Below are 18,970 nucleotides of genomic sequence, written 5' to 3' on the forward strand. Positions count from 1 at the left end.
CGCGTGGGACCGCTTAGCTCGCCGTCAGGAGAAAGTGCGGTGGTCGGCGCTGCATGGCACCGCGAGGCAACATCCACGTCGGTGACTGGTTCCCGGGGGGGGCGACCAGCATGAGGCCTCAAGAAGGATTGTTTCATTCACCCGGCGACTTCAGCGCCCTGGCCGTCTGGCGGTTGAGCCGCTCCAGCGCCGCGTCGCAGGTGCGTGAGGCCGCCGCCGATGCCTACGCGGAGCTGCGCCGCGCCGGTGACATCCAGGCCGTGCTCGCCTTCGACGCCTCACTCGTGTGCCTCCATGCCGAAGCGGAGGCAGGCCCGCCGCTGCTCCCCCGCGTCACCGCCCACGCGCGCTTTCCCTCCACCCAGGCCCAGGTGCTGGTGCAGCTCGCCGCCCGCACCCGCGAGCGCCTCCGCTGGGCCCTGCGCCTCACCGCCGCCCGCGTCGCCGGAGTCCTCGTCCCCGAGGAGGAGGTCCTCGGCGGCCGCATCGGCGAGGGGCTCGAGCCACTGGGCCTCCGCGACTCGGGCCGCGCGCCCTCCCGCGACGAGGTGCGCAGGAGCGCCATCGTCGCCTCCGGCCCGCTGTCCGGCGCCGCGTGGGTGCTCTACCTGCGCTTCCAGCAGGACGTGCCCCGCCCGCGCATGCGCCTGGTGCGCGACGCTCCCGAGGACGCGCGCGACGCGTCCGCCCTTGGAGACTTCATCCACCGGGGCTTCCCCTTCCAGCAGGCCGGCGGGGCGGGACTGGCCTTCCTCGCCGCCTCCTCGGACCCGACGCGCTTCCACCCCGCGCTCGACACAATGCTCCGCACGCCCCACGTGTCGCCGCGCCTCGCCACACCCGTGGGAGGGGGTTTGTACCTTGCACCCTCGCGGGACTGGCTCCAGGACGTCAGCGGAGACCCATTGCGCGAGGCCGCGTCATGACAGCCCCGGAGGCGGACGCATGGGCGGGGAGGCGACTCGGGCCGGGCGAAACATGTACAACCACGATGGGGGCCTGGAGACGGGCCCGGGGGGGAATCTCAGTGGACGGCAACGACACCACCAACACACCTCGCATCGTCAACGTCACCGTGGCCAGCTCGATGGGCGCGTACCTGCTGCGCACCCAGGAACTGGGAGCGGTGGAGGGACCGGAGGGCTCACTCGCGCTCCACCCGGCGCTGCAGCCGGTGCTGGAGGCGCTGCACCACGTCCTCGCCGGAGGCGAGGTGGCGGTGCACGTGCTGCGCAGCGGCAACCCGGACATCGTCGCGGAGCTGGACCGCCGGGCGGCGTACGCCACCCAGGAAGCCAACATCCTCAACAGGGTCTCCGGCTCCTCCCTCACCACCACGGTATGAGCGCTCGCAACACCGTCACGGCCGCCTTCCGCCGGTGGACCCGCTCCCAGGACGCGGCCGAAGTGCTGGCCGCCGCGGGCGTGGGCCCCTGGCTGGGTCTCACCGTCTTCGTGGTGGGCCTGCTGGCCGTGGCGGCGTGGGCGCCGGGCGCGCGGCTGTTCTTCGGCATTCCCTTCGGCACCGCGCTGCTGTGCGCCGCGCCCATGCTGGCCAGCGGCCTGCTCTTCTCCGCTGTCCACCGGCGCCGCCGCCGAATCGAGCCGTGGGGCTGGCTGTGGCTCGCCCTCGGCGTGGCCACCGTGCACTTCTTCGTGGCCGCCCTCATGGCGCTGTCCGCGCGGCCGGGCGCCGCCGTCCTCGCGTCCCTCTTCCTCTTCACCACCGCCTTCCACGGCCGGCTGCACCGCGTGACGCCGCGCCAGCCCTTCCTCGCCCTGGGCACCGCGGTGGCGCTGCTCGCCGCATTCCAGCTGCGGGTGAGCGACGAGCACCTGGCCCTCTTCGGCGTCATCGGCCCCGCGGCGCTCGCCGCGCAGCTCTACCTGGGCACCTTCGCCGTGCAGCATGACCGGGCCCGCGCGGACGCGGAGCGCCTGCGCGCCGCCGTGCACGCGCAACTGCTGGAGCAGCAGGAGCGCGACGTGGGCCGGCTGTCCCAGGCGCTGGGGGAAATCCTCGGCTACCACCATGACCTGGACAACGCGCTCCTGTCGGCGGGCAGCGCGGCGGACATGCTCACCGTCATGGGCGTGCAGCGGGGCGCGCTGGGCCGCATGGAGTTCGAGGAGCTGGTGAAGAAGCTCCACGAGAGCCTCGCGCAGATAAAGGAGATGGTGACGGAGATTCGCGCCAAGGGCCGGCGCTACGCGGGCGCCGAGCCGGAGCCGGTGGAGCTGCCTCCGCTGCTGGAGGCGGTGCAGGTCAGCGTGGGCCTGCGCTTCCCGGACGTGGACATCCAGGTGGAGGTGGAGGCGGAGAAGGACGCGCCCCTGAGGGCCCTCATGCGCGGCGGCGCGTCCACCCTGCGCCGGGTGGTGGAGAACCTGGTGCTCAACGCCTGCGAAGGAGACGGCGAGCAGAGCGCCGCGGAGGTGCGCATCCGCGCGCGCGTGGAGCCGCTCAGCGGACGGCTGGAGGTCGTCATCATCGACGACGGGCCGGGCTTCCAGACCGCGCGCCTCACCGGCCCCACCGAGGAGCTGTACACCACCAAGCAGCAGGGCACCGGGCTGGGCCTCTACACCAGCGAGTGCCTGCTGCGCGCCAGCGGCGGCATGCTGCACCGGCAGAACGCGCCCGGCGGCGGCGCCCTGCTGCGCATGCTCATTCCAAGGGAGTACCGATGAGCGGCGGGGCCCTGTACCAGGAATCACTGCGACTGCTGCGGCGGCTGGAGCTGCCGGAGGTGTCCGAGCGCGACGTGCTCGCCGCGCTGGAGGCGGCCCAGCCCGGGCCCCTGCCCCTCTTCTACGAGGCGGGCGCCGAGGCCGGGCTGCCCCGGGACATCCTGCTGGCGCGCGGCGCGGGACTGTTCTTCAGCTTCTGCGCGGGCAACCTCGCGGACGACCTCATCGACGGCGACTGCACCTACCACGAGGCGCCGCTGCGCGTGGGCCCGTGCGTGCAGTTCCTCCTGCAGAACCTGGCCTTCGCCACGCTCGCGGGAGAACAGGCGCGGGTGCCCGCGCCCGCGCTGGCGGAGGCCGCGCTCATGCTGGCGAAGGCGGCGGGCCCCCAGGCGCTGGAGGTCCGCGCGCGCGAGTGGACGGCGCCGTTGTTCCGCCAGGTGGCCGAGGGCATCGCCGGCCAGCAGTGGGCGGCGTACCTGCGCGTGCTGTGGGCGGGCACGGTGCTGGAGGAGCGCGCGGCGGTGGCGGGCCGGGCACTGGGCGTGGCCGCCCACGTGGTGGAGGACATCCGCTCGCGCGACGCGCGCTTCACCAGCATGCCGCGCGAGGACCGCAACGTGGTGGTGGGCTGGGCCCGCACCGCCACCGAGTCACTTCGGCGGCAGGACCTGCGCTGCCTGGATGCGGCGCTGCGCCGCATCGAACCGATTCTCCCGGAGGTGGAGTCATGAGGGCCGAAGCCCCGAAGGTCGACGCGTGGCGTGAAGAGGTGGCCGGGTACTACGACGAGAAGACGGAGCGCATCCTCCGGCGGTACGGGCCGGGGCCGCGCGTGCACTACCACGCCGGGCTGGTGGACGCGGTGCCGCCGCCCGGCTCGCCGGAGGACGTGGTGCGCGCGCAGGTGCACGGCGCGCAGGAGTCGCTGCTCGCGGAGCTGGCGCGCGCGGTGGGCCGCTTCCCCGACGGCGGCGAGGTGCTGGACGTGGGCTGCGGCCTGGGCGGCGGCGCGCTGTACTGGGCGGCCGAGCACCGCGCGAGGGTGACGGCGGTGACGAACGTGCCCTCGCACGTGGAGCTGGTGCGGGGCTTCGCGGAGACCGCGGGCCTGGGCGCACGGGTGCGGCCGCTCTTGTGTGACGCGCTCGCGGTGCCGGGCCGCGCATGCTTCGACGCGGTGGTGGCGGTGGAGAGCGCGTGCTACCTGCCACGCGCCGACTGGTTCCGCCGCGTGCGCGCGCTGCTCAAGCCCCGGGGCGTGGTGGCCATCGCCGACTGCTTCCTCGGCCGGCCCGAGGCGGCGGTGCCCTTCGACCGGTACTGGCGCACGCGCATCGGCTCCATGGCCGAGTACCTGTCGGCCGCGCACGCCGCGGGGCTGGAGTTGGAGGTGCGCGACGACGTGTCCGCGCGCGTGGTGGGCTTCTGGTCCCTCACGCTGGAGTTGCTGGCGCACGAGCGGGCGCACCTCGGCGGCCCGTACCCTTCGCGTGGCGCCTCCTTCGCGGGGCGCGAGTCCAGCCGCGAGCACCTGCGGCTCCAGCAGGCGCTGATGGATGGCGGACTGGAGTACGCGCTGCTCGTGCTCCGCCGCGTGGGGTGAGCCGCTCGAACCCCGTGAGATGACAGGCTCGCCTGCCCGGCCGCTGACGGTCCGAGCAGCGGGCATCCAGGCCGCGAGGACAGGTGCCGCAGAGCGTCAGCGCCCCCAGCCTTTGGCCAGTCATCTCATGGGAGGCGTCTCGATGAAGACTTTCAAGCGATGGATGGTGCTGGGCACGGTGGCGGCGGCCATGACGGTGGCGGCCTGCCGGGAGAAGAACCGCGAGCAGGAAGGCGCGGGCATGGAGGGCACGGGTGGCTCGGGCTCCAGCGTCATGGAAGGCGAGGGCCAGGGCACCGGCGGCAGCGGCAAGATGAAGAAGGCGGATGCCGGCACGAAGATGGACGCGGGCACCGGTGGCTCCGGCAGCGTGGACACGGTTCCTGAAGACACCGAGTAGTCATTCGCTCGCAACGGCATGAAGGCGCCGGGTTCCGGGAAGCGCCCGGGACCCGGCGCCGCATGCGTGCGTCTACAGCAGCGGCGTCAGCGCGGCGAGCAGCCGGTCCACGTCCTCCGGCGTGTTGTAGAGGTGCGGCGACACGCGCAGGTTCTCCCCGCGCACGCTGACGTGGAGGTCCTGCGCCGCCAGTCGCTGCGCCACCCCGGGCGCGTACCCGCCCCGGCGCCGCAGGCCGATGAGGTGCCCCACGCGGTGCGCCTCGGGCGTGACTTCCAGCCGCAACCCGGTTGCACCCCGGGCGATGCGCTCCGTCAGCACGCGCAGCGTGCGCTGGATTTCGTCCACGCCCCAGTCCAGCAACTGGGCCAGCCCGGCCGCGGCCATGGGCACCAACTGGAAGTTGCTGCGCTCGCCCACGTCGAAGCGGCGCGCGCCGGGCTGGTACGCGTCGCGGTAGTCCACCAGCCGGGCGAAGTCCTCGCTGCCCTGGCGCATCAGCCAGTTGTGCTCCAGCGGCTGGCCCTCGCGGTGCTGGGGCGCCACGTAGAGGTAGCCCTGGCTGTAGGGCCCCATCAGCCACTTGTAGCCGGCGACCACGAGGAAGTCCGGCCGCACGGTGCCCACGTCGAAGGGCAGCGCGCCCACCGACTGTGTGCCGTCCACCGCCAGCGCGGCGCCCACCTCGCGCGCCCGCTCGCCCACGCGCACCAGGTCCACCCACGCGCCGTCCGTCCAATGGCAGTGCGGCACCGCCACCACCGCGCAGCGAGAGTCCACCTGCGCCAGCACCGCGCGCGTCCAGTCGCCGTCCGCCGGGCGCGCCACGGTGAGGACTTCGGCGCCCGCGCGCCGCGCCGCCTCGTGCCACGGGTAGAAGTTGGAGGGGAACTCCCCCGCCAGCACCACGATGCGCTGGCCCTCGCGCACGCGCACGTTGGCCGCCGCCACCCCCATGCCGTAGCTGGCCGACGGCACCAGCGCCACGCCGTCCGCGTCCGCGCCGACCAGGCGGGCGAAGAGCCCCCGCAGCGCTTCCGAGTGGGTGAAGAAGTCCGCCGACGTCAGGCGCCAGGGCTGCGCCTTCATCCCCAGCGCCGCCTCGCCCGCCGCGCGCACCGAGCGCAGCTGCGGGGACATGTACGCGCAGTTGAGGTACGTGACGCCGTCGGGAATCTCGAACAGGTGTCGCTGGCCAGGCAGGGGCATGGTGGCGGGAGTCTACGGCCGCGCGGCTCGGAGAGTGGCGCTTTCGGTGGGCCGTCGCATGGCCCTGCTATCGTGTCGCCGCGACTGGAGGCGCTCGAGCATGCGTCGGTGGATAGCGGGTTGGGTCATCGCCGGGGCGCTCGTGCTCGGAGTCCTCGGGCTGCTTCGCGCGGCCGGGAGCCCCGACACGTCCGCCCCGGAGCAGGCCGCGCCCTCCACCGTCATCCCGCGCGCGTCCCGTGCCTCCGCCGTCGCAGCTTCGCAGCGCCCCGGCGCGGGCCTGCGCATCCGCGGCACGGTGGTGGACACGCACGGTGCGCCCGTGGCCGGGGCGCGCGTCTCCGCCTCGTGGCCGGAGCCCGGGCAGACGCTCTCCGAGCTGCCCTGCCCCGAAGGCGCGGTGGAGCCCTACGAGGACCCGAGGGACCCGAGCACCCGGGGCCGGAAGCTCCCCGAGTGCATGAGTCATGTCACCGCCCTCGTCCTGGAGCTCGTGGGCGCGCGCGAGGGCGAAGCCCCCGTCTACGCCGAGGCCACCACCGGCGCGGAAGGAACGTTCCTTCTCGACGCGCTGCCCGAAGGCCCGCTGACGCTCTGGGCGCTCGGTGAGCACGGCGCGGTGATGCGCGCCGGCATCCCCGCCGGCTCCGAAGGCGTGGAGCTGGTGCTGGACGAGGGCCTCACGCTGGAGGCCACCGTCGCAGGCGACGACGGCGCGCCGCTCGCCGGCGCCACGGTGACGGTGCTCAACGCGTGGCACACGCGCTTCTTCGACACCACCACCGGCGCGGACGGACGCTTCCGCGTGGGCCCGCTGCCGTACGGCGGCTACTTCGCCTTCGTCGCGAAGGACGGCTGGCTGCCGGCGCTGGAGGAGCTCGGCCGGGAAGAGCAGGAGGTGACGCTCCACCGTCCGAGCCGGCTCTCCGGCCGGGTGCTCTCCGAGGGCGCGCCCGTCCCCGGCATCGAGGTGCGCGTGACGTCTGGCGAGGACCTCCCCGGCGGCACCGCGCGGAGCCTCACCACGGACGCGCAGGGCCGCTTCTCCCTCGTGCTCCCCGCCGGCCCGCACGTGCTCAGCGCCTCGCGCGACGGCCGCTACGCGCTCGCCCATGTGACGGCGGGCACCGGGCCGGCGGAGGTGGTGCTGGAGCTGGGCAGCGCGCTCCACGTCGAGGGCCGCGTGTCCGACGACGCGGGGCGGCCGGTGGCCGGGGCGCGGGTCATCGCGAGCTCGCGCAGCCCCTCCGAAGCGGACCTGGAGGCCCTCACCGGCGCGGATGGGAACTACCGCCTGGGCCCGGTGGAGCCCGGCCCCTGGCGCTTCCGGGTGGAGGCGGCCGGGTACCTCGACCTGCGGGAGGACGCGGTGCGCACGCTCGGCGCGGCCCCGGAGCGGCTGGACTTCACGCTCACCCGCGCGGCCTCCGTCACCGGGCGCGTCACCGATGCGGAAGGCCATCCCCTGCCGGACCTCCAGCTCACCTTCCTGCGCCCCGGCAACGCAAAGACTCCCGGAGAGGGCGAGCCGCAGGAGGGGGCCTGGACGGACGCGGAGGGACGCTTCGTCCTGGACGCGGATGCGCCAGGGAACTACCGCATCGAGGTCACCGACGCGCCCTTCCTCGACGCGACCTTCCCCGTCCGCGCGCCCTCGCAAGACGTGCACCTCACGTTGCACGCGGGCGCGTCGGTGGAGGGGAGCGTAGCGGACGCCCACGGCCTGCTGATGGAGGACTTCCTCGTGGAGCTGCAGGACCCGGAGGGACGTGAGGAGCTGCCCTCGCGGCGCGTTGCCTTCACCGATGCGAAGGGGCACTTCCTCCTCCAGGGCGTGAAGCCCGGCCGCTACCTGCTGCTCGCCTCATCCGAGGAGCGGGCCCTCACCCGCCGGGCCTGGCGCGAGGTGGAGCTGCGCGACGGCGCGCGGACGCAGGTGGAGCTGCGGGTGGAGCCGGAGCGCACCCTGTCCGGCCTCGTGGTGGACGGCACGGGCACACCCGTGAAGGCCGCCTTCGTCCGTGCCCATCCGCCCCAGGAGGACGCACCGGCCTGGAAGAGGGAGGGCCGGCACAGCCGCCATGGGCCGCCAGCGGGCGTCGCGACGGACGCGGACGGGCGCTTCACCATACGCGGGCTGACGGAGGCCGCGTACGACGTGCGCATCGCGAAGGCGGGCCATGAGCTCGACACCGTGCGCTCGACGGGTGGGCTCGCCGGGACGGACAAGGACTCGCTGCGCGTCGGCGCTGACACGGCCGAGGTGCGCGTCGTCCTGGCGCGCCAGCCGCACGTCGTCGGGCGGCTCATGGACCCCGACGGCGCACCCGTTCGCGCCTTCCGGATGAACGGTCAGCCCGTGGAGGACGCGGAGGGAGCCTTCGCCCTGCCCATGGAGTACCTGGGGGAAACGGGGCTCGTCTTCGAGGCCGACGGCCTTGCCCCTCGGGTGCTTCCCGTGAAGCCGCGCCAGGAAGGGGGGGACCTGGACCTGGGCGTACTGCGGATGAGCCGGGGCCGCACGCTGCGCGGCCGGGTGGTGGACGCCGAGACGGCCTGGCCCGTCCCCTTCGCCCAGCTCATGCTCACCCCCCGGTCCTCCAACCCGGAGGAACACGCCCCCACCCTGCCCGTCGAGGGTGCCGGAGAGGACGGCACCTTCACGCTGTCCCACCTGGACCCGGACACCTTCACCCTCACCGTGAACCGTCCGGGCTACCGGCAACTGCGGCTCACCGTGAGCTCCGACCAGGAGGAGGTGACCCTCCGCCTGGAGCCGGGCGCCCGGGTGGAGGTGTCGGTGAAGGACCGGCAGGGCCGCCTCCGCGCCGCGCGGGTGCAGTTCCGTGGGGACTCGGGCAGCTTCGAATCCGTGTTCGTCGAGAAGGGCCAGCACGTCCAGCGCGGCCTGGAGCCGGGGCCCTACACGGTGCGGGTGGAAGCGGAGGATGAGCGCCTCCCCGTCTTCCTCCCCCAGCGTGTGGTGGTGCCCGCGCGGGGCCTGCTCCAGGTCCCCTTCCAGGAGCAGGAGGGTGGCATCACGGTGAAGCTGAGCGTGCCGGGCGGCACCAGCTCGTACATCATGCTGTGCCCCGGCGGCATGCCTCCGCCCTCGCGCAAGGCGGAGGTGGCCCGCGTGTTCGGACAGTCGCACCCGGGAGAGCAGAACGGAGACGACGCCACCTTCCAGCACGTGCCCCCGGGTCCAGCCACTGTCGTCTTCATTCATCCCTACGAGTCCACGCGGTACCACTGGGAGCAGCTCGACATCCCCGAGACGGGCACGCTGTCCCGTGTGCTGTCCCCGGTGTGGCGCACGTTCGACGCGGACTGACCTCCGGCGGAGTCCTTCCACGGGGGTGCCGCCCCACGGCCCGGGTTGGCCCCTTCACGGGGGAGCTGTCACCCCGTCTACACCTGGTATGGCAGTCAGCCGACGCCGCCTCGTCGCCAAGGGCAGGTCGCTGTCCTCCAGCCATCGGCGCCGGGCCGGAAAATCGGGCCCTCGCACCGCTTCGGGTACGGTGGGAGGCGTCCATGCCCTTCAAGTTCGTCCATGCCGCCGACCTGCACCTGGACACGCCGTTTCGGGGGGTGGCCGCGCCGGGGCCCCTTCCCGGCCGCTTCCAGGAATCCACCTTCCGCGCGCTCACTCGCATCGTCGACCTGTGCCTCCGCGAGCGCGTGGCCTTCCTGCTGCTCGCGGGAGATTTGTTCGACGTGAAGGACCGCTCGGTGCGCGCGCGACTCGCGCTGCGCCGCGAGCTGGCCCGGCTGGACACCGCGGGCATCCAGTCCTTCATCGTCCACGGCAACCACGACCCGCTGAGCGGCGACACCGGGACGCTGGGCCTGCCCGCGTCCGTGAAGGTGTTCGGCCCGGACTGGGAGGAGACGGACGTGGTGCGCGAGGGCCGCCACCTGTGCCGGGTGCAGGGCATCTCCTACCCCGACGTGGAGGTGCGGGAGGATTTGTCCTCGCGCTTCCGCCGCACCGGTGACGGCTTCAGCGTGGGGCTCCTGCACGCCAACCTCGGCGGCGCGGAGGGCCACGCCAACTACGCGCCGTGCACGGCGGCGGGCCTGGGCGCGCGCGGGCTGGACTACTGGGCGCTGGGCCACGTGCACACGCGGGCCGAGCATGCGCTCCCCGGTGGCGGCGTGGCGGTGTACCCGGGCAACCCGCAGGGCCGGCATGCCCACGAGTCCGGCGAGCGAGGCTGCGTGCTGGTGGAGGTGGAGGACGGCGGCACGCGGCGGCGCTTCGTGCCGGTGGACGGCGTGCGCTGGCACAAGCTGGAGCTGCCGCTGTCCGGCGTGGGCACGCTGGACGGGCTGGTGTCCACGGCGCTGGAGGCGGTGGAGGCTCGGTGCGCGTCGGAGCTGGACGGGCACGCGGTGCGGCTCACCCTCACCGGCCGTGGCCCGCTGCACCGCGAGCTGGCGCGGCCCGGCGCGCTGGCGCAGGTGGAGACGGACTTGCGCGAGCGCCTGGCCCAAGGCCATCCACCCGTGCTGCTGGAGTCGCTGCGGGACGGCACCCGTCCGGAGCTGGACGTGGAGGCGCTGCGCGCGGCGGGCGGCTTCTCGCGCACGCTGCTGGACGAGGCGCGCTTCCTCGCGGAGAGCCCGGAGGAGCTGGCGCGACTGTGGGAGCAGGAAGCGCTGGGCAGCCTGGGCCAGCGGCTGAAGCGGCTGGGCGTGGACGTGCTGGCGACGCCGCGTCCGGAGTGGGTCGTCGGAGCGGGACTGCACGGGGCGGAGTCGCTGCACGAGGAGGACGCGTCATGAAGCCAGGGCTGCGCATCGACGGGTTGCGCGTGCAGGGCTTCGGCCGCTTCTCCCAGCTCCACCGCGAGCTGGGGCCGGGGATGCACCTGCTGTACGGACCCAACGAGGCGGGCAAGAGCACGCTGCTCGCCTTCCTGCGCAGCATGCTGTTCGGCTTCGAGAAGAACGGACACCCGGAGCGCTACGAGCCCCGGGACGGCGGCACCTTCGGCGGCGAGCTGCGGCTGACGACGGAAGTGGGGCCGCTGCTGGTGCGGCGCGTGGCGGCGAGCCGGAAGTCCAAGGGCGAGCCCACGGTGCTGGGGCCGGACGGGCAGCCCCTGCCATGGGAGCGCGTGCAGGACGCGCTGGGCCACGTGTCGCGCGAGCTGTTCTTCGACGTCTTCGCCTTCCGCCTGGAAGAGCTGGCCGGCTTCGAGCGACTCACCGAGCAGCGCGGCGCCTCCGAGGCCCTCGTCGCCGCGAGCATGCGCGGCGCGCGAAGGCTGCCGGAGGTGGTGGCGCAGTTGGAGAAGCGCGCGGGCGGCCTCTACAAACCGAACGGGCAGACGCCGCTGTTGAACGAGGCGCTGCGGGCCCTGGAGGACGTGCAGGCCCGCTTGCGCGAGGCGGGAGACCGGCCGGCGCGGTACTTCACGGAGAAGGAGCGGCTGGCCGCGCGAAGTGAAGAGCAGCGCGTGCTGGAGGCGGAACTGCACGACGCGGGCCGCGAGCTGGAGCGGCTCGGGCGACTGGAGGCGGCGCTGGCGGACGTGTCGGCTCTCGCGGAGGCCCGGGCGGAGCTGGCGTCGCTGCCCGAGCTGGAGCACTTCCCCGAAGGCGGCGAGGCCCGGCTGGAGGACGCGCTGCACCGGCGCAGGAGCTACCGCGCGGAAGGGGCGCGGCTTGCGGAGAAGCTCTCCACGGTGGACGCGGGGCTGGAGCGGCTGGACGCGCCGTCTCCCGTGCGTGGGCGGGAGGAGGCGCTGCACCTGGCGCTGGCCGCGTACACGGAGCGCTCGGGGTTGTTGCGGGCACTGCCCGCGCGGCGCGCGGCGGTGGAGGAGAAGCGCCGGCAGGTGGAGCGCGAGCTGCGCGAGCTGGGGCTGCCGGTGGATGGGCCCGGGCTGCTGGCTTTGGATTTGAGCGCGAGCGTGCGCGCGGCGCTGGAGGAGCTGGCCACTCGGCTCACGGCGGTGGAGACGGAGCGCCGCGAGGCCACGGGCGCGCGGATGCGGGCGCGCTCGGAGCGGGAGCGACTGGACGGCGCGGTCGTGCGCGCGCGCGCGGAGCTGGCGGGGCTGCCGGACTTGCGGCCCGCACAGGTGCGCCAGCAGCAGTCCGGCCTGGGTCGGCTGCGCGGGGTCCGCGGTGAGCTGGACCGGCTGGGCGAGCAGCGCGCCGAGCTGCGGCGACAGTTCGAGAGCGCCCGCGCGCAGGGAGAACCGACTCCGGTGGAGGTGGTGCTGCCCATGTGGTGGGTACCCGCCGTCGCGGGAGTGACGGTGGCGCTCGCGGTGGTGGCGTGGCTGCTGGCGGGGACGGCGGCCGGGGCGCTGAGTCTCGTGGGCGGCCTGCTGCTGACGGGCGTGCTGGAGGTGGTGAGGCGCCGCGTGGAGGCCGCGCGCGACGCGGGACTGGAGGCACATGCGGCGCGGCAGCGCGGGAGGCAGCAGGAGGAGGAACGGCTGCGCTCGGCGATGGCGGGGCTGGCGGCGCGAGAGGAATTGCTGCACCGGGATTTGCTGTCCGCGGCGGCGGAGTCCTGCATGACGCCGGTGGCGACGGCGTCGGACGTGGCGGCACGGGAGGCCCTGCTGGCGGAAGCGCTGGAGCAGGCGGGGCGGCGCGAGGTGCTCCTGCGAGATGAGGAGAAGCTCCGGGAGGTGCATGGCGCGGCGGTGCTCGAGGAGCAGCGCGCGGAGGAGACGCTGCGCGAGGCCGAGGCGCGACACGGGACGCTCGCGACGGAGCTGGCGGCGCACCTGTCCGCGCGGCACTTCCCCGCCACGCTCCCGGCGTCGGCGGCCCTGACGTTGTGGCGGGATGCGGCGGCGCTCCGGCAGCGGCTGCTGGACGTGGGCACGGAGGAGGCGGCACTCGCGGTGGATGAGCGGGCCTGCGCGCCCGTGGCCCTCAAGCTCTGGGAGGAGGCCGAGGCGGCGGGACTTGCTTCGGGATTGGTGGCCTCGGAAGCAGCGCGGGTGGCGGTGGAGTGGTCCACCGGCACCCCGCGGCCCATGACGGCGGCACCGTCTTCGAGCGCACGGGAGAGCGTGGCGAAGCGTGCAACCGCCATCATGGCGACGCTCCCGCCGGGCGCCTTGGAGACTGTCGCCGCGCGAGTCGCCGCCGCGCTGGAGACGGCACGCGAGGAGACCGCCGAGCGCCGGGTCCTGGAGGAGAGCCGCCGCGAGCTGCTCGCGGAGAAGGCCCGGCTGGACGGCCTGTCCCATGAGGAGGAGCTGGCGCTCGCGCTGCTGCTGGCCGAGGGCGGCGGCACCCACGAGGAGTCCTTCCGCCGCCGCGCAGCACAGGCCCGCCGCTACGCCGAGCTCACGCACCGGGCACGCGAGCTGTCCCAGCGAATCGAAGCACGCACCGGCCTGACGGAGGCCCACGTGCGCGACGCCCTCCGCGAAGTGGGCGGAGAGGAAGGACTGCACGCCTCACTGGGCACCCGGCGCGCGAGGCACACCGAGGCCCAGGAGCGGAACAAGGCGGTGCTCACGGAGCTGGGCGCCCTCAGCAATCAGCTCGAAGCCTGGGAGAACGACGACGAGCTGGCGCGGCTCCGCATCGAGGAGGAAGCGCTGCGCGCCCGCGTCGCGGAGCTGGCCACGCGCTACGCCGCCGACCGGCTGACGCTGGCCCTGCTCGCCCGAGCCCGACGCCGCTTCGAGGAGGAGCAGCAGCCACGCGTGGTGCAGCTCGCCTCCGAGCACTTCGCCGCCCTCACCCAGGGCCGCTACCGCCGCGTCTTCATCCCCACAGGCGAGGAGCGCGAGCTGCGCGTGGGAGACGGCGAGCGCGACTGGAGCGCGGCACAGCTCTCGCGGGGCACCCGGGAGCAGCTCTACCTCGCCTTCCGGCTCGCGGTGGTGCGCGACTTCGGGGAGACGCGCGGCGCGCTGCCGCTCATCGTGGACGACGTGCTGGTGAACTTCGACCCGGAGCGGGCCCGTGGCGCCATCCGCCTGCTGGCCCGGCTCTCCACGCAGCACCAGGTGATTGCCTTCACCTGCCACCCCTGGCTGCGCGAGGCCTTCGCGGCCGAGGGCGCTCGGGTGCAGGAACTGGACTCCACCATGAGCACTGTGCAGCCCGTCCCCGTCCCCGAGCTCCAGGCCGGCTGACGGACGCCACGGGGACGCGCCGCGTGTCCGAGCGCGGCGTCTCGTAGCCAACGCGTGTCGCGCGCGTCCGCCGCGACCACCCGGTCCCTGCGCAACAGCGACTCGAACCCGCCTGCATGCCGTAGCTCCGGCCCGGTGCTGCCGTCCTCCGGGGAGGTGGGGTCCGACGGCGCGAGAGACCGTCCTGTTCGGAAATGTCGGGGGTTTTGCGGGGCGGTCTCAACCGGTGAACGCACCAGTCGGGATGCACGGCATAGCGGCGTGCATCCGGGGAGGTGTCCGGTGCAGAGGCGAGGCAAGCTCGGCAGGATGAGTGCAGAGGACTGGCTGGCGGTGCGGCGCTCGGTAGCGGCCGGGCAGACGCTGGAGGCGGCAGCGCGGGCGGCAGGGGTGAGTGAGCGCACGCTGCAGCGGCTGCGCCCTGGGGCGGGCAGCATGATGCAGAGGGCCCACGTGCGTTCCGCTTTGCAGCTGTCGGTGCAGGAGCGCGAGGAAATCTCGCGGGGGCTGCGGGCGGGCGACTCGCTGCGTGCCATCGCGAGGCGCCTGGGCCGGGCGGCCTCCACGCTCAGCCGTGAAGTGGCCCGTACCGGTGGGCGCAAGCGCTACCGGGCGTGGCGCGGCGAGCGGGGCGCAACGCACCGGGCACGGCGTCCCAAGCACACGAAGCTGCAGGAGTACCCACGGCTGCGCCAGGAGGTGGAGCGGCGGCTGGAGGAGTGCTGGAGTCCTCAGCAGGTTGCCGCCAGTCTCAAGCGAGACTTCCCGCACTGCCCCGAGCTGCACGTGTCCCACGAAACCCTTTACCGCAGCCTCTACGTCCAGACGCGCGGCGCCCTGCGCAAGGAGCTCACCGCGTGTCTGCGCACGGGCCGCACCCAGCGCCGGCCCCAGGGGCGCACGGACCTACGCGGCCAGTTGCCGGACAAGCTGATGCTGAGCGCGCGTCCACCCGAAGTCGAAGACAGGGCCGTGCCAGGCCATTGGGAGGGTGACCTCATCCTCGGTAAGCAAGGCAAGTCCGCGGTGGGCACGCTGGTGGAGCGCCACAGCCGCTACGTCATGCTGCTGCACCTGCCCGAGGGCCGCACCGCGGGCCACGTGCGCCAGGCCCTCACCCACAAGATTGGCCAGCTGCCTGACGCCCTGCGCCGCAGCCTCACCTGGGACTAGGGCAAGGAGATGTCCGAGCACGTGCGCTTCACCCTCGACACCGCCGTGCAAGTCTACTTCTGCGACCCGCACAGCCCCTGGCAGCGCGGCAGCAACGAGAACACCAACGGCCTGCTGCGCCAGTACATGCCCAAGGGCATGGACTTGAGCCACCTCTGCGCGCAGCAACTCGATGCTATCGCCGCCCAACTCAACAGCCGCCCGCGCCAGACACTCGACTGGCACACCCCCGCCGAGGTATTCGCCCGAGCCGTTGCGATGACCGGTTGAGACCGCCCCACAAAACCCCCGACATTTCCGAACAGTACGCCGTTACCCCATCCCCCTGCCCATGCGTGGATGCACCGGACGCTTCCCCCGCCCGAGCCACCACTCCGCGCTGCTACACTCGCGGGCGATTCGCGGAGGGAGCATGCGCAAGGGGACGGGGCTCGCGGTGGCCACGGGAGTACTGGCCATGGCGGTAGGACTGGGCATCGCCCTGAGCCGGCCGACGACGCCTTCGGCACCGGAGCAGGTGACACGCCCTGCCCGCGAGAGCACGGGCTTCGTCCTGGCAGCGCCTTCACCGCGCACGGACGGCGACCTGCGCATCCGTGGCGTCGTGCTTGGGGGCGGTGGCCCGCTCGCCGGAGTGCACGTCTTCGCCACGAGGCCCCAGCCCGGGCAGACGCTGTCGGAGCTGTCCTGCGGCGAAGTGCTCCAGCGGCGCGAGTGGCGCCAGAAGCTCCCGAACTGCATGAACGAAGCCGCGAGCGCAGTGGTGGACTTCGTCCTCGGGCGCGAGGGCGAAGCCCCCACATATGCGGAGACCTCCACCACGGAGGACGGCACCTTCTCCCTCGACGGGCTGCCCTCCGGAAGCTTCGCGCTCTGGGCGGTGGACGCGCGCGGCGCGAGCATGTGGCCGGACGTCGCGGCCGGGAAGGAGGGCCTCACCCTGACGCTCGGCGAGGGCCTCACGCTGGAGGGCACCGTCTCCAGCGAGGACGGAGCCCTGCTGGCCGGGGCGCGGGTGACAGCGGTGCACACGGAGCACACCCGCTTCTTCGACACGGAGAGCGGGGCGGACGGCCGCTACCGCCTCGGCCCGCTGCCGCTCGCGAGCTACCGCGTCGCCGTCTCGAAGGAGGGCTGGACTCCGGAGCTCGCGCAGGGGACCGAGCATGAGCAGGTGGTGCTCGACCGTCCGCGCCGTCTCATCGGCCGCGTCCTGAGCAACGGCCGGCCCACGCCCGACGTCCAGGTCCGGGCGGAGCTCTGGCCCGAGCTCGACGACGGCAAGCAGAATGGAGTCCACCCGGATCGCCTGACCACCACGGACGCGGAGGGCCGCTTCACCTTCGACGGGCTGTGGTCCTCCTCCGCGTACCTGCTCACGGCCACACGGGGCGGACAACACGCCTCGCTCCAGGTGGAACAAGAAGCGTTTCCACCCGAGGTCATCCTGGAGCTGGGCAGCGCGCTGCTCGTGGAGGGCACCGTCCGTGACGAGGCCGGTCACCCCGTTTCCGGAGCATTCGTGGCCGGCAAGGGGTACGAAGCCTCCACGGACGCCGAGGGCCACTACCGGCTCGGCCCCATGGAACCTGGCCCCATCAGCGTCAGGGTCAGCGCATCCCGGTATCGCGGTGACTCCCAGCGCGTGGAGTCCGGGCCAGGGAATGTCCGCGTGGACTTCACGCTCGCGGCCACCGTCCCCATCGAAGGCGTGGTCGTCGACGATGAAGGCCATCCGGAGGCCAACGCCGTCCTGAAACTCGAGCAATACGTCGAGGACGGAGACGGCGAGACCTACAGCGTCGGCTTCACCATTTCGGACGAGGAGGGCCTCTTCCGGATGGAGGCTCCCGCGCCGGGGGCCTTCAACCTCGACGTCCGGACCGGGGACGAGCTCATCCGCGAGCAACAGCTCGTCACGGCCCCGTCGTCGAACGTCCGGGTGGTGCTGCCTCGCAAGACCCGCGTGTCGGGGACGCTCACCGACGAGCGGGATGCGCCCATCCCCGGTGCCCGGGTGGAGCTGTGGCGCGAGGGACAGAGCGTGAGGTCCATGTACCTGGACACCACGGACGCACGGGGGCACTTCTCAATCCGGAGCCTGGAGCAGGGCCGCTTCGTGCTCGAGGCAACGCACGTGTCGGGCGGGGTGGAGCGCTCCACGTCCCGACCCATCGAGCTGCGCGAGCGCGAAGCGGTGGAGGTGTCCTTGCGGCTGGAGGCGGGGTGGACGCTCACGGGGCTCGCGGTGGACGAGACCGGCCAGCCCGTGGCCGGAGTCAGCGTGCACACGAGGCTTCCCCAGGGGGCCACGCCCGCATGGCGGCGCGGCGATGAGTTTGGAGGGCTGCCTCCCTTCACCCTCACCGGGGCGGATGGCCGCTTCACGCTGCGGCACCTCCAGACAGAGGAGGTCTGGCTGGAAGTCCTCGCGAACGGCCTTCGCTTCGCGCCCTCGCGCTCGGAGGGAGGTCAGCCGGAGCTCAAGCGGCTGCTCGTACGCGCCGGAGCTCCCGAGGTGCGACTCGTGCTGGAGCACCTGGGCCGCATCCATGGACGGCTCACCGGTCCGGACGGCGCGCCGCTGACGCGCTTCAGCCTGAACGGGAAGGAAGCAGCGGACCCGCACGGAGTCTTCTCCCGTCCCATCGAGACGTCGGGCACCTGGCGCATGGAGTTCACCGCGAAGGGAATGGCCACGGTGCTGCGCGAGGTGGAGGCGCAGGCGGGCACCGACGTGGACCTGGGGGAGATTCGGCTGGGCGCGGGCCGCCGGGTGTCGGGCCGGGTGCTGGACGCGGAGACGGGCGAGCCCCTGGAGGGAGTCAGTGTCCTCGCCACCCGCGCACGAATCAGCACCGTGCCCATCGAGCGGCACCGGGGCGCGGTGACGACGGATGCGGACGGAAACTTCTCACTGCCCTCCGTGGAGCCCGGCCCGCTCCAGCTCTTCGTGGAAGCGGACCACTACCGCTCCCAGCGTCTCGACCTCGGGGCGGGCGACGAGGAGGGACTGACGGTGCGTCTCGACCAGGGCGCCAGCGTGGAGGTCTCCGTCCGTGACGCCCAGGGAAAGCCGATGGACGCCAACCTCTACCTGGACCGGCGGGGAGAGCCCCTGACGATGCGCCCCTACTCGATTCCGAATGGCTCGGGCATCCACCGCGGCCTGGAGCCCGGGAGCTACCGGGTGTACGCCTTCGCTCCCGGCATCCGGCGAGGCTCCACCGTCTTCGACCCTCAGGACGTGCAGCTTCCCGCCAGCGGCCAGGTGAAGCTCGACCTGGTGGCGCGGAGCACGGGGGCCACGCTGGAGCTGCGCGTGGACGACTCCGTGAGGTTCAGCATCCTGTTCCCGGGCGTCGCGCCTGCCCCCCGCCTGTTCCGGGACTTTCCTCCCGTGGAGGCCCGCGCCTTTCCGTACGAGGGAGTGCTCCCGGGCACCGTGACGTACCGGAACCTGCCGCCGGGACGGGCCACGCTCTTCCTCGTGGAGCGCTCGCTGCAGGCCTTCCACCGCGAGGAGATTGACCTTCCCGCGGAGGGCCACCTGGTGCGTGAGGTGACGCCTGCCTGGCAGCTCTTCGTGTTCGACGGGTTCTGAGGGACGCCGGCCCCCCGCGTCGCCCGCGCACGCTCGCGCGTCCTCCAGCAACGCGGCCGGGCCCATCCCACGGGTCGGCGTCGCCCACGCACGCGCCCGCGTTCCCTCCCGACGCACACGGGCCCCCCTCTCCGTCGTCCTCCCCACACGGCTGGAACGGT

At 73.4% G+C, this 18,970-nt stretch carries 11 protein-coding genes and 1 pseudogene; 11 read left to right on the forward strand and 1 reads right to left on the reverse strand.

The window, feature by feature from the left end:
• Window positions 1-128 precede the first annotated feature (128 nt).
• From OV427_RS19705 to OV427_RS19730, 6 genes are all read left to right on the forward strand, one after another.
• Window positions 129-926 carry a hypothetical protein gene (locus tag OV427_RS19705; protein ID WP_267857668.1) on the forward strand — a complete coding sequence of 266 codons (798 nt, stop codon included), beginning with the start codon at window positions 129-131 and terminating at the stop codon, window positions 924-926.
• A gap of 101 nt (window positions 927-1,027) precedes the next feature.
• The gene (locus OV427_RS19710) at window positions 1,028-1,345 is read left to right on the forward strand and encodes a hypothetical protein (protein WP_267857669.1); all 318 of its coding nucleotides are present in this window, start codon (window positions 1,028-1,030) and stop codon (window positions 1,343-1,345) included.
• Window positions 1,342-2,691: a sensor histidine kinase gene (locus OV427_RS19715; protein ID WP_267857670.1), complete on the forward strand. Its 1,350-nt coding sequence runs from the start codon at window positions 1,342-1,344 to the stop codon at window positions 2,689-2,691. The genes OV427_RS19710 and OV427_RS19715 overlap by 4 nt, the downstream gene beginning before the upstream one ends.
• Entirely contained in the window at window positions 2,688-3,425 is a 738-nt protein-coding gene (locus OV427_RS19720) for a hypothetical protein (RefSeq protein WP_267857671.1), read from the forward strand. Before OV427_RS19715 ends, OV427_RS19720 begins: the two co-directional genes overlap by 4 nt.
• Entirely contained in the window at window positions 3,422-4,297 is an 876-nt protein-coding gene (locus OV427_RS19725; RefSeq protein ID WP_267857672.1) for a methyltransferase domain-containing protein, read from the forward strand. The genes OV427_RS19720 and OV427_RS19725 overlap by 4 nt, the downstream gene beginning before the upstream one ends.
• A gap of 142 nt (window positions 4,298-4,439) precedes the next feature.
• Window positions 4,440-4,697 (forward strand): hypothetical protein, encoded by a 258-nt coding sequence (locus OV427_RS19730; protein ID WP_267857673.1) that lies wholly within the window; start codon window positions 4,440-4,442, stop codon window positions 4,695-4,697.
• 72 nt (window positions 4,698-4,769) lie between these two features.
• Here OV427_RS19730 and OV427_RS19735 read toward each other — a convergent pair whose 3' ends face one another.
• Window positions 4,770-5,906 carry an aminotransferase class V-fold PLP-dependent enzyme gene (locus tag OV427_RS19735; protein ID WP_267857674.1) on the reverse strand — a complete coding sequence of 379 codons (1,137 nt, stop codon included), beginning with the start codon at window positions 5,904-5,906 and terminating at the stop codon, window positions 4,770-4,772.
• Between the two features lie 100 nt (window positions 5,907-6,006).
• Here OV427_RS19735 and OV427_RS19740 point away from each other — a divergent pair, with 100 nt between their 5' ends.
• From OV427_RS19740 to OV427_RS19760, 5 genes and pseudogenes are all read left to right on the forward strand, one after another.
• Window positions 6,007-9,240: a carboxypeptidase-like regulatory domain-containing protein gene (locus tag OV427_RS19740; RefSeq protein ID WP_267857675.1), complete on the forward strand. Its 3,234-nt coding sequence runs from the start codon at window positions 6,007-6,009 to the stop codon at window positions 9,238-9,240.
• Between the two features lie 203 nt (window positions 9,241-9,443).
• Window positions 9,444-10,697, forward strand: a complete 1,254-nt coding sequence (locus OV427_RS19745) for a metallophosphoesterase family protein (protein WP_267857676.1) — start codon at window positions 9,444-9,446, stop codon at window positions 10,695-10,697.
• Entirely contained in the window at window positions 10,694-14,032 is a 3,339-nt protein-coding gene (locus OV427_RS19750) for an AAA family ATPase (RefSeq protein ID WP_267857677.1), read from the forward strand. Before OV427_RS19745 ends, OV427_RS19750 begins: the two co-directional genes overlap by 4 nt.
• Before the next feature lie 309 nt (window positions 14,033-14,341).
• A pseudogene (locus tag OV427_RS19755) lies at window positions 14,342-15,475 on the forward strand (IS30 family transposase).
• 142 nt (window positions 15,476-15,617) lie between these two features.
• Complete coding sequence (locus tag OV427_RS19760) at window positions 15,618-18,809, forward strand: carboxypeptidase regulatory-like domain-containing protein (protein ID WP_267857678.1); 3,192 nt, start codon at window positions 15,618-15,620, stop codon at window positions 18,807-18,809.
• Window positions 18,810-18,970 lie beyond the last annotated feature (161 nt).

It is taken from the genome of Pyxidicoccus sp. MSG2 (genome assembly GCF_026626705.1).
Taxonomy (GTDB): Bacteria; Myxococcota; Myxococcia; order Myxococcales; family Myxococcaceae; genus Myxococcus.

Bases quoted from the DNA above. Each gene is read 5' to 3' on its own strand.
- OV427_RS19720 (WP_267857671.1), top strand. From the start codon at position 2,688: ATGAGCGGCGGGGCCCTGTACCAGGAATCACTGCGACTGCTGCGGCGG.
- OV427_RS19750 (WP_267857677.1), top strand. From the start codon at position 10,694: ATGAAGCCAGGGCTGCGCATCGACGGGTTGCGCGTGCAGGGCTTCGGC.
- OV427_RS19760 (WP_267857678.1), top strand. From the start codon at position 15,618: ATGCGCAAGGGGACGGGGCTCGCGGTGGCCACGGGAGTACTGGCCATG.
- OV427_RS19735 (WP_267857674.1), bottom strand. From the start codon at position 5,906: ATGCCCCTGCCTGGCCAGCGACACCTGTTCGAGATTCCCGACGGCGTC.
- OV427_RS19715 (WP_267857670.1), top strand. From the start codon at position 1,342: ATGAGCGCTCGCAACACCGTCACGGCCGCCTTCCGCCGGTGGACCCGC.
- OV427_RS19730 (WP_267857673.1), top strand. From the start codon at position 4,440: ATGAAGACTTTCAAGCGATGGATGGTGCTGGGCACGGTGGCGGCGGCC.
- OV427_RS19725 (WP_267857672.1), top strand. From the start codon at position 3,422: ATGAGGGCCGAAGCCCCGAAGGTCGACGCGTGGCGTGAAGAGGTGGCC.
- OV427_RS19745 (WP_267857676.1), top strand. From the start codon at position 9,444: ATGCCCTTCAAGTTCGTCCATGCCGCCGACCTGCACCTGGACACGCCG.
- OV427_RS19740 (WP_267857675.1), top strand. From the start codon at position 6,007: ATGCGTCGGTGGATAGCGGGTTGGGTCATCGCCGGGGCGCTCGTGCTC.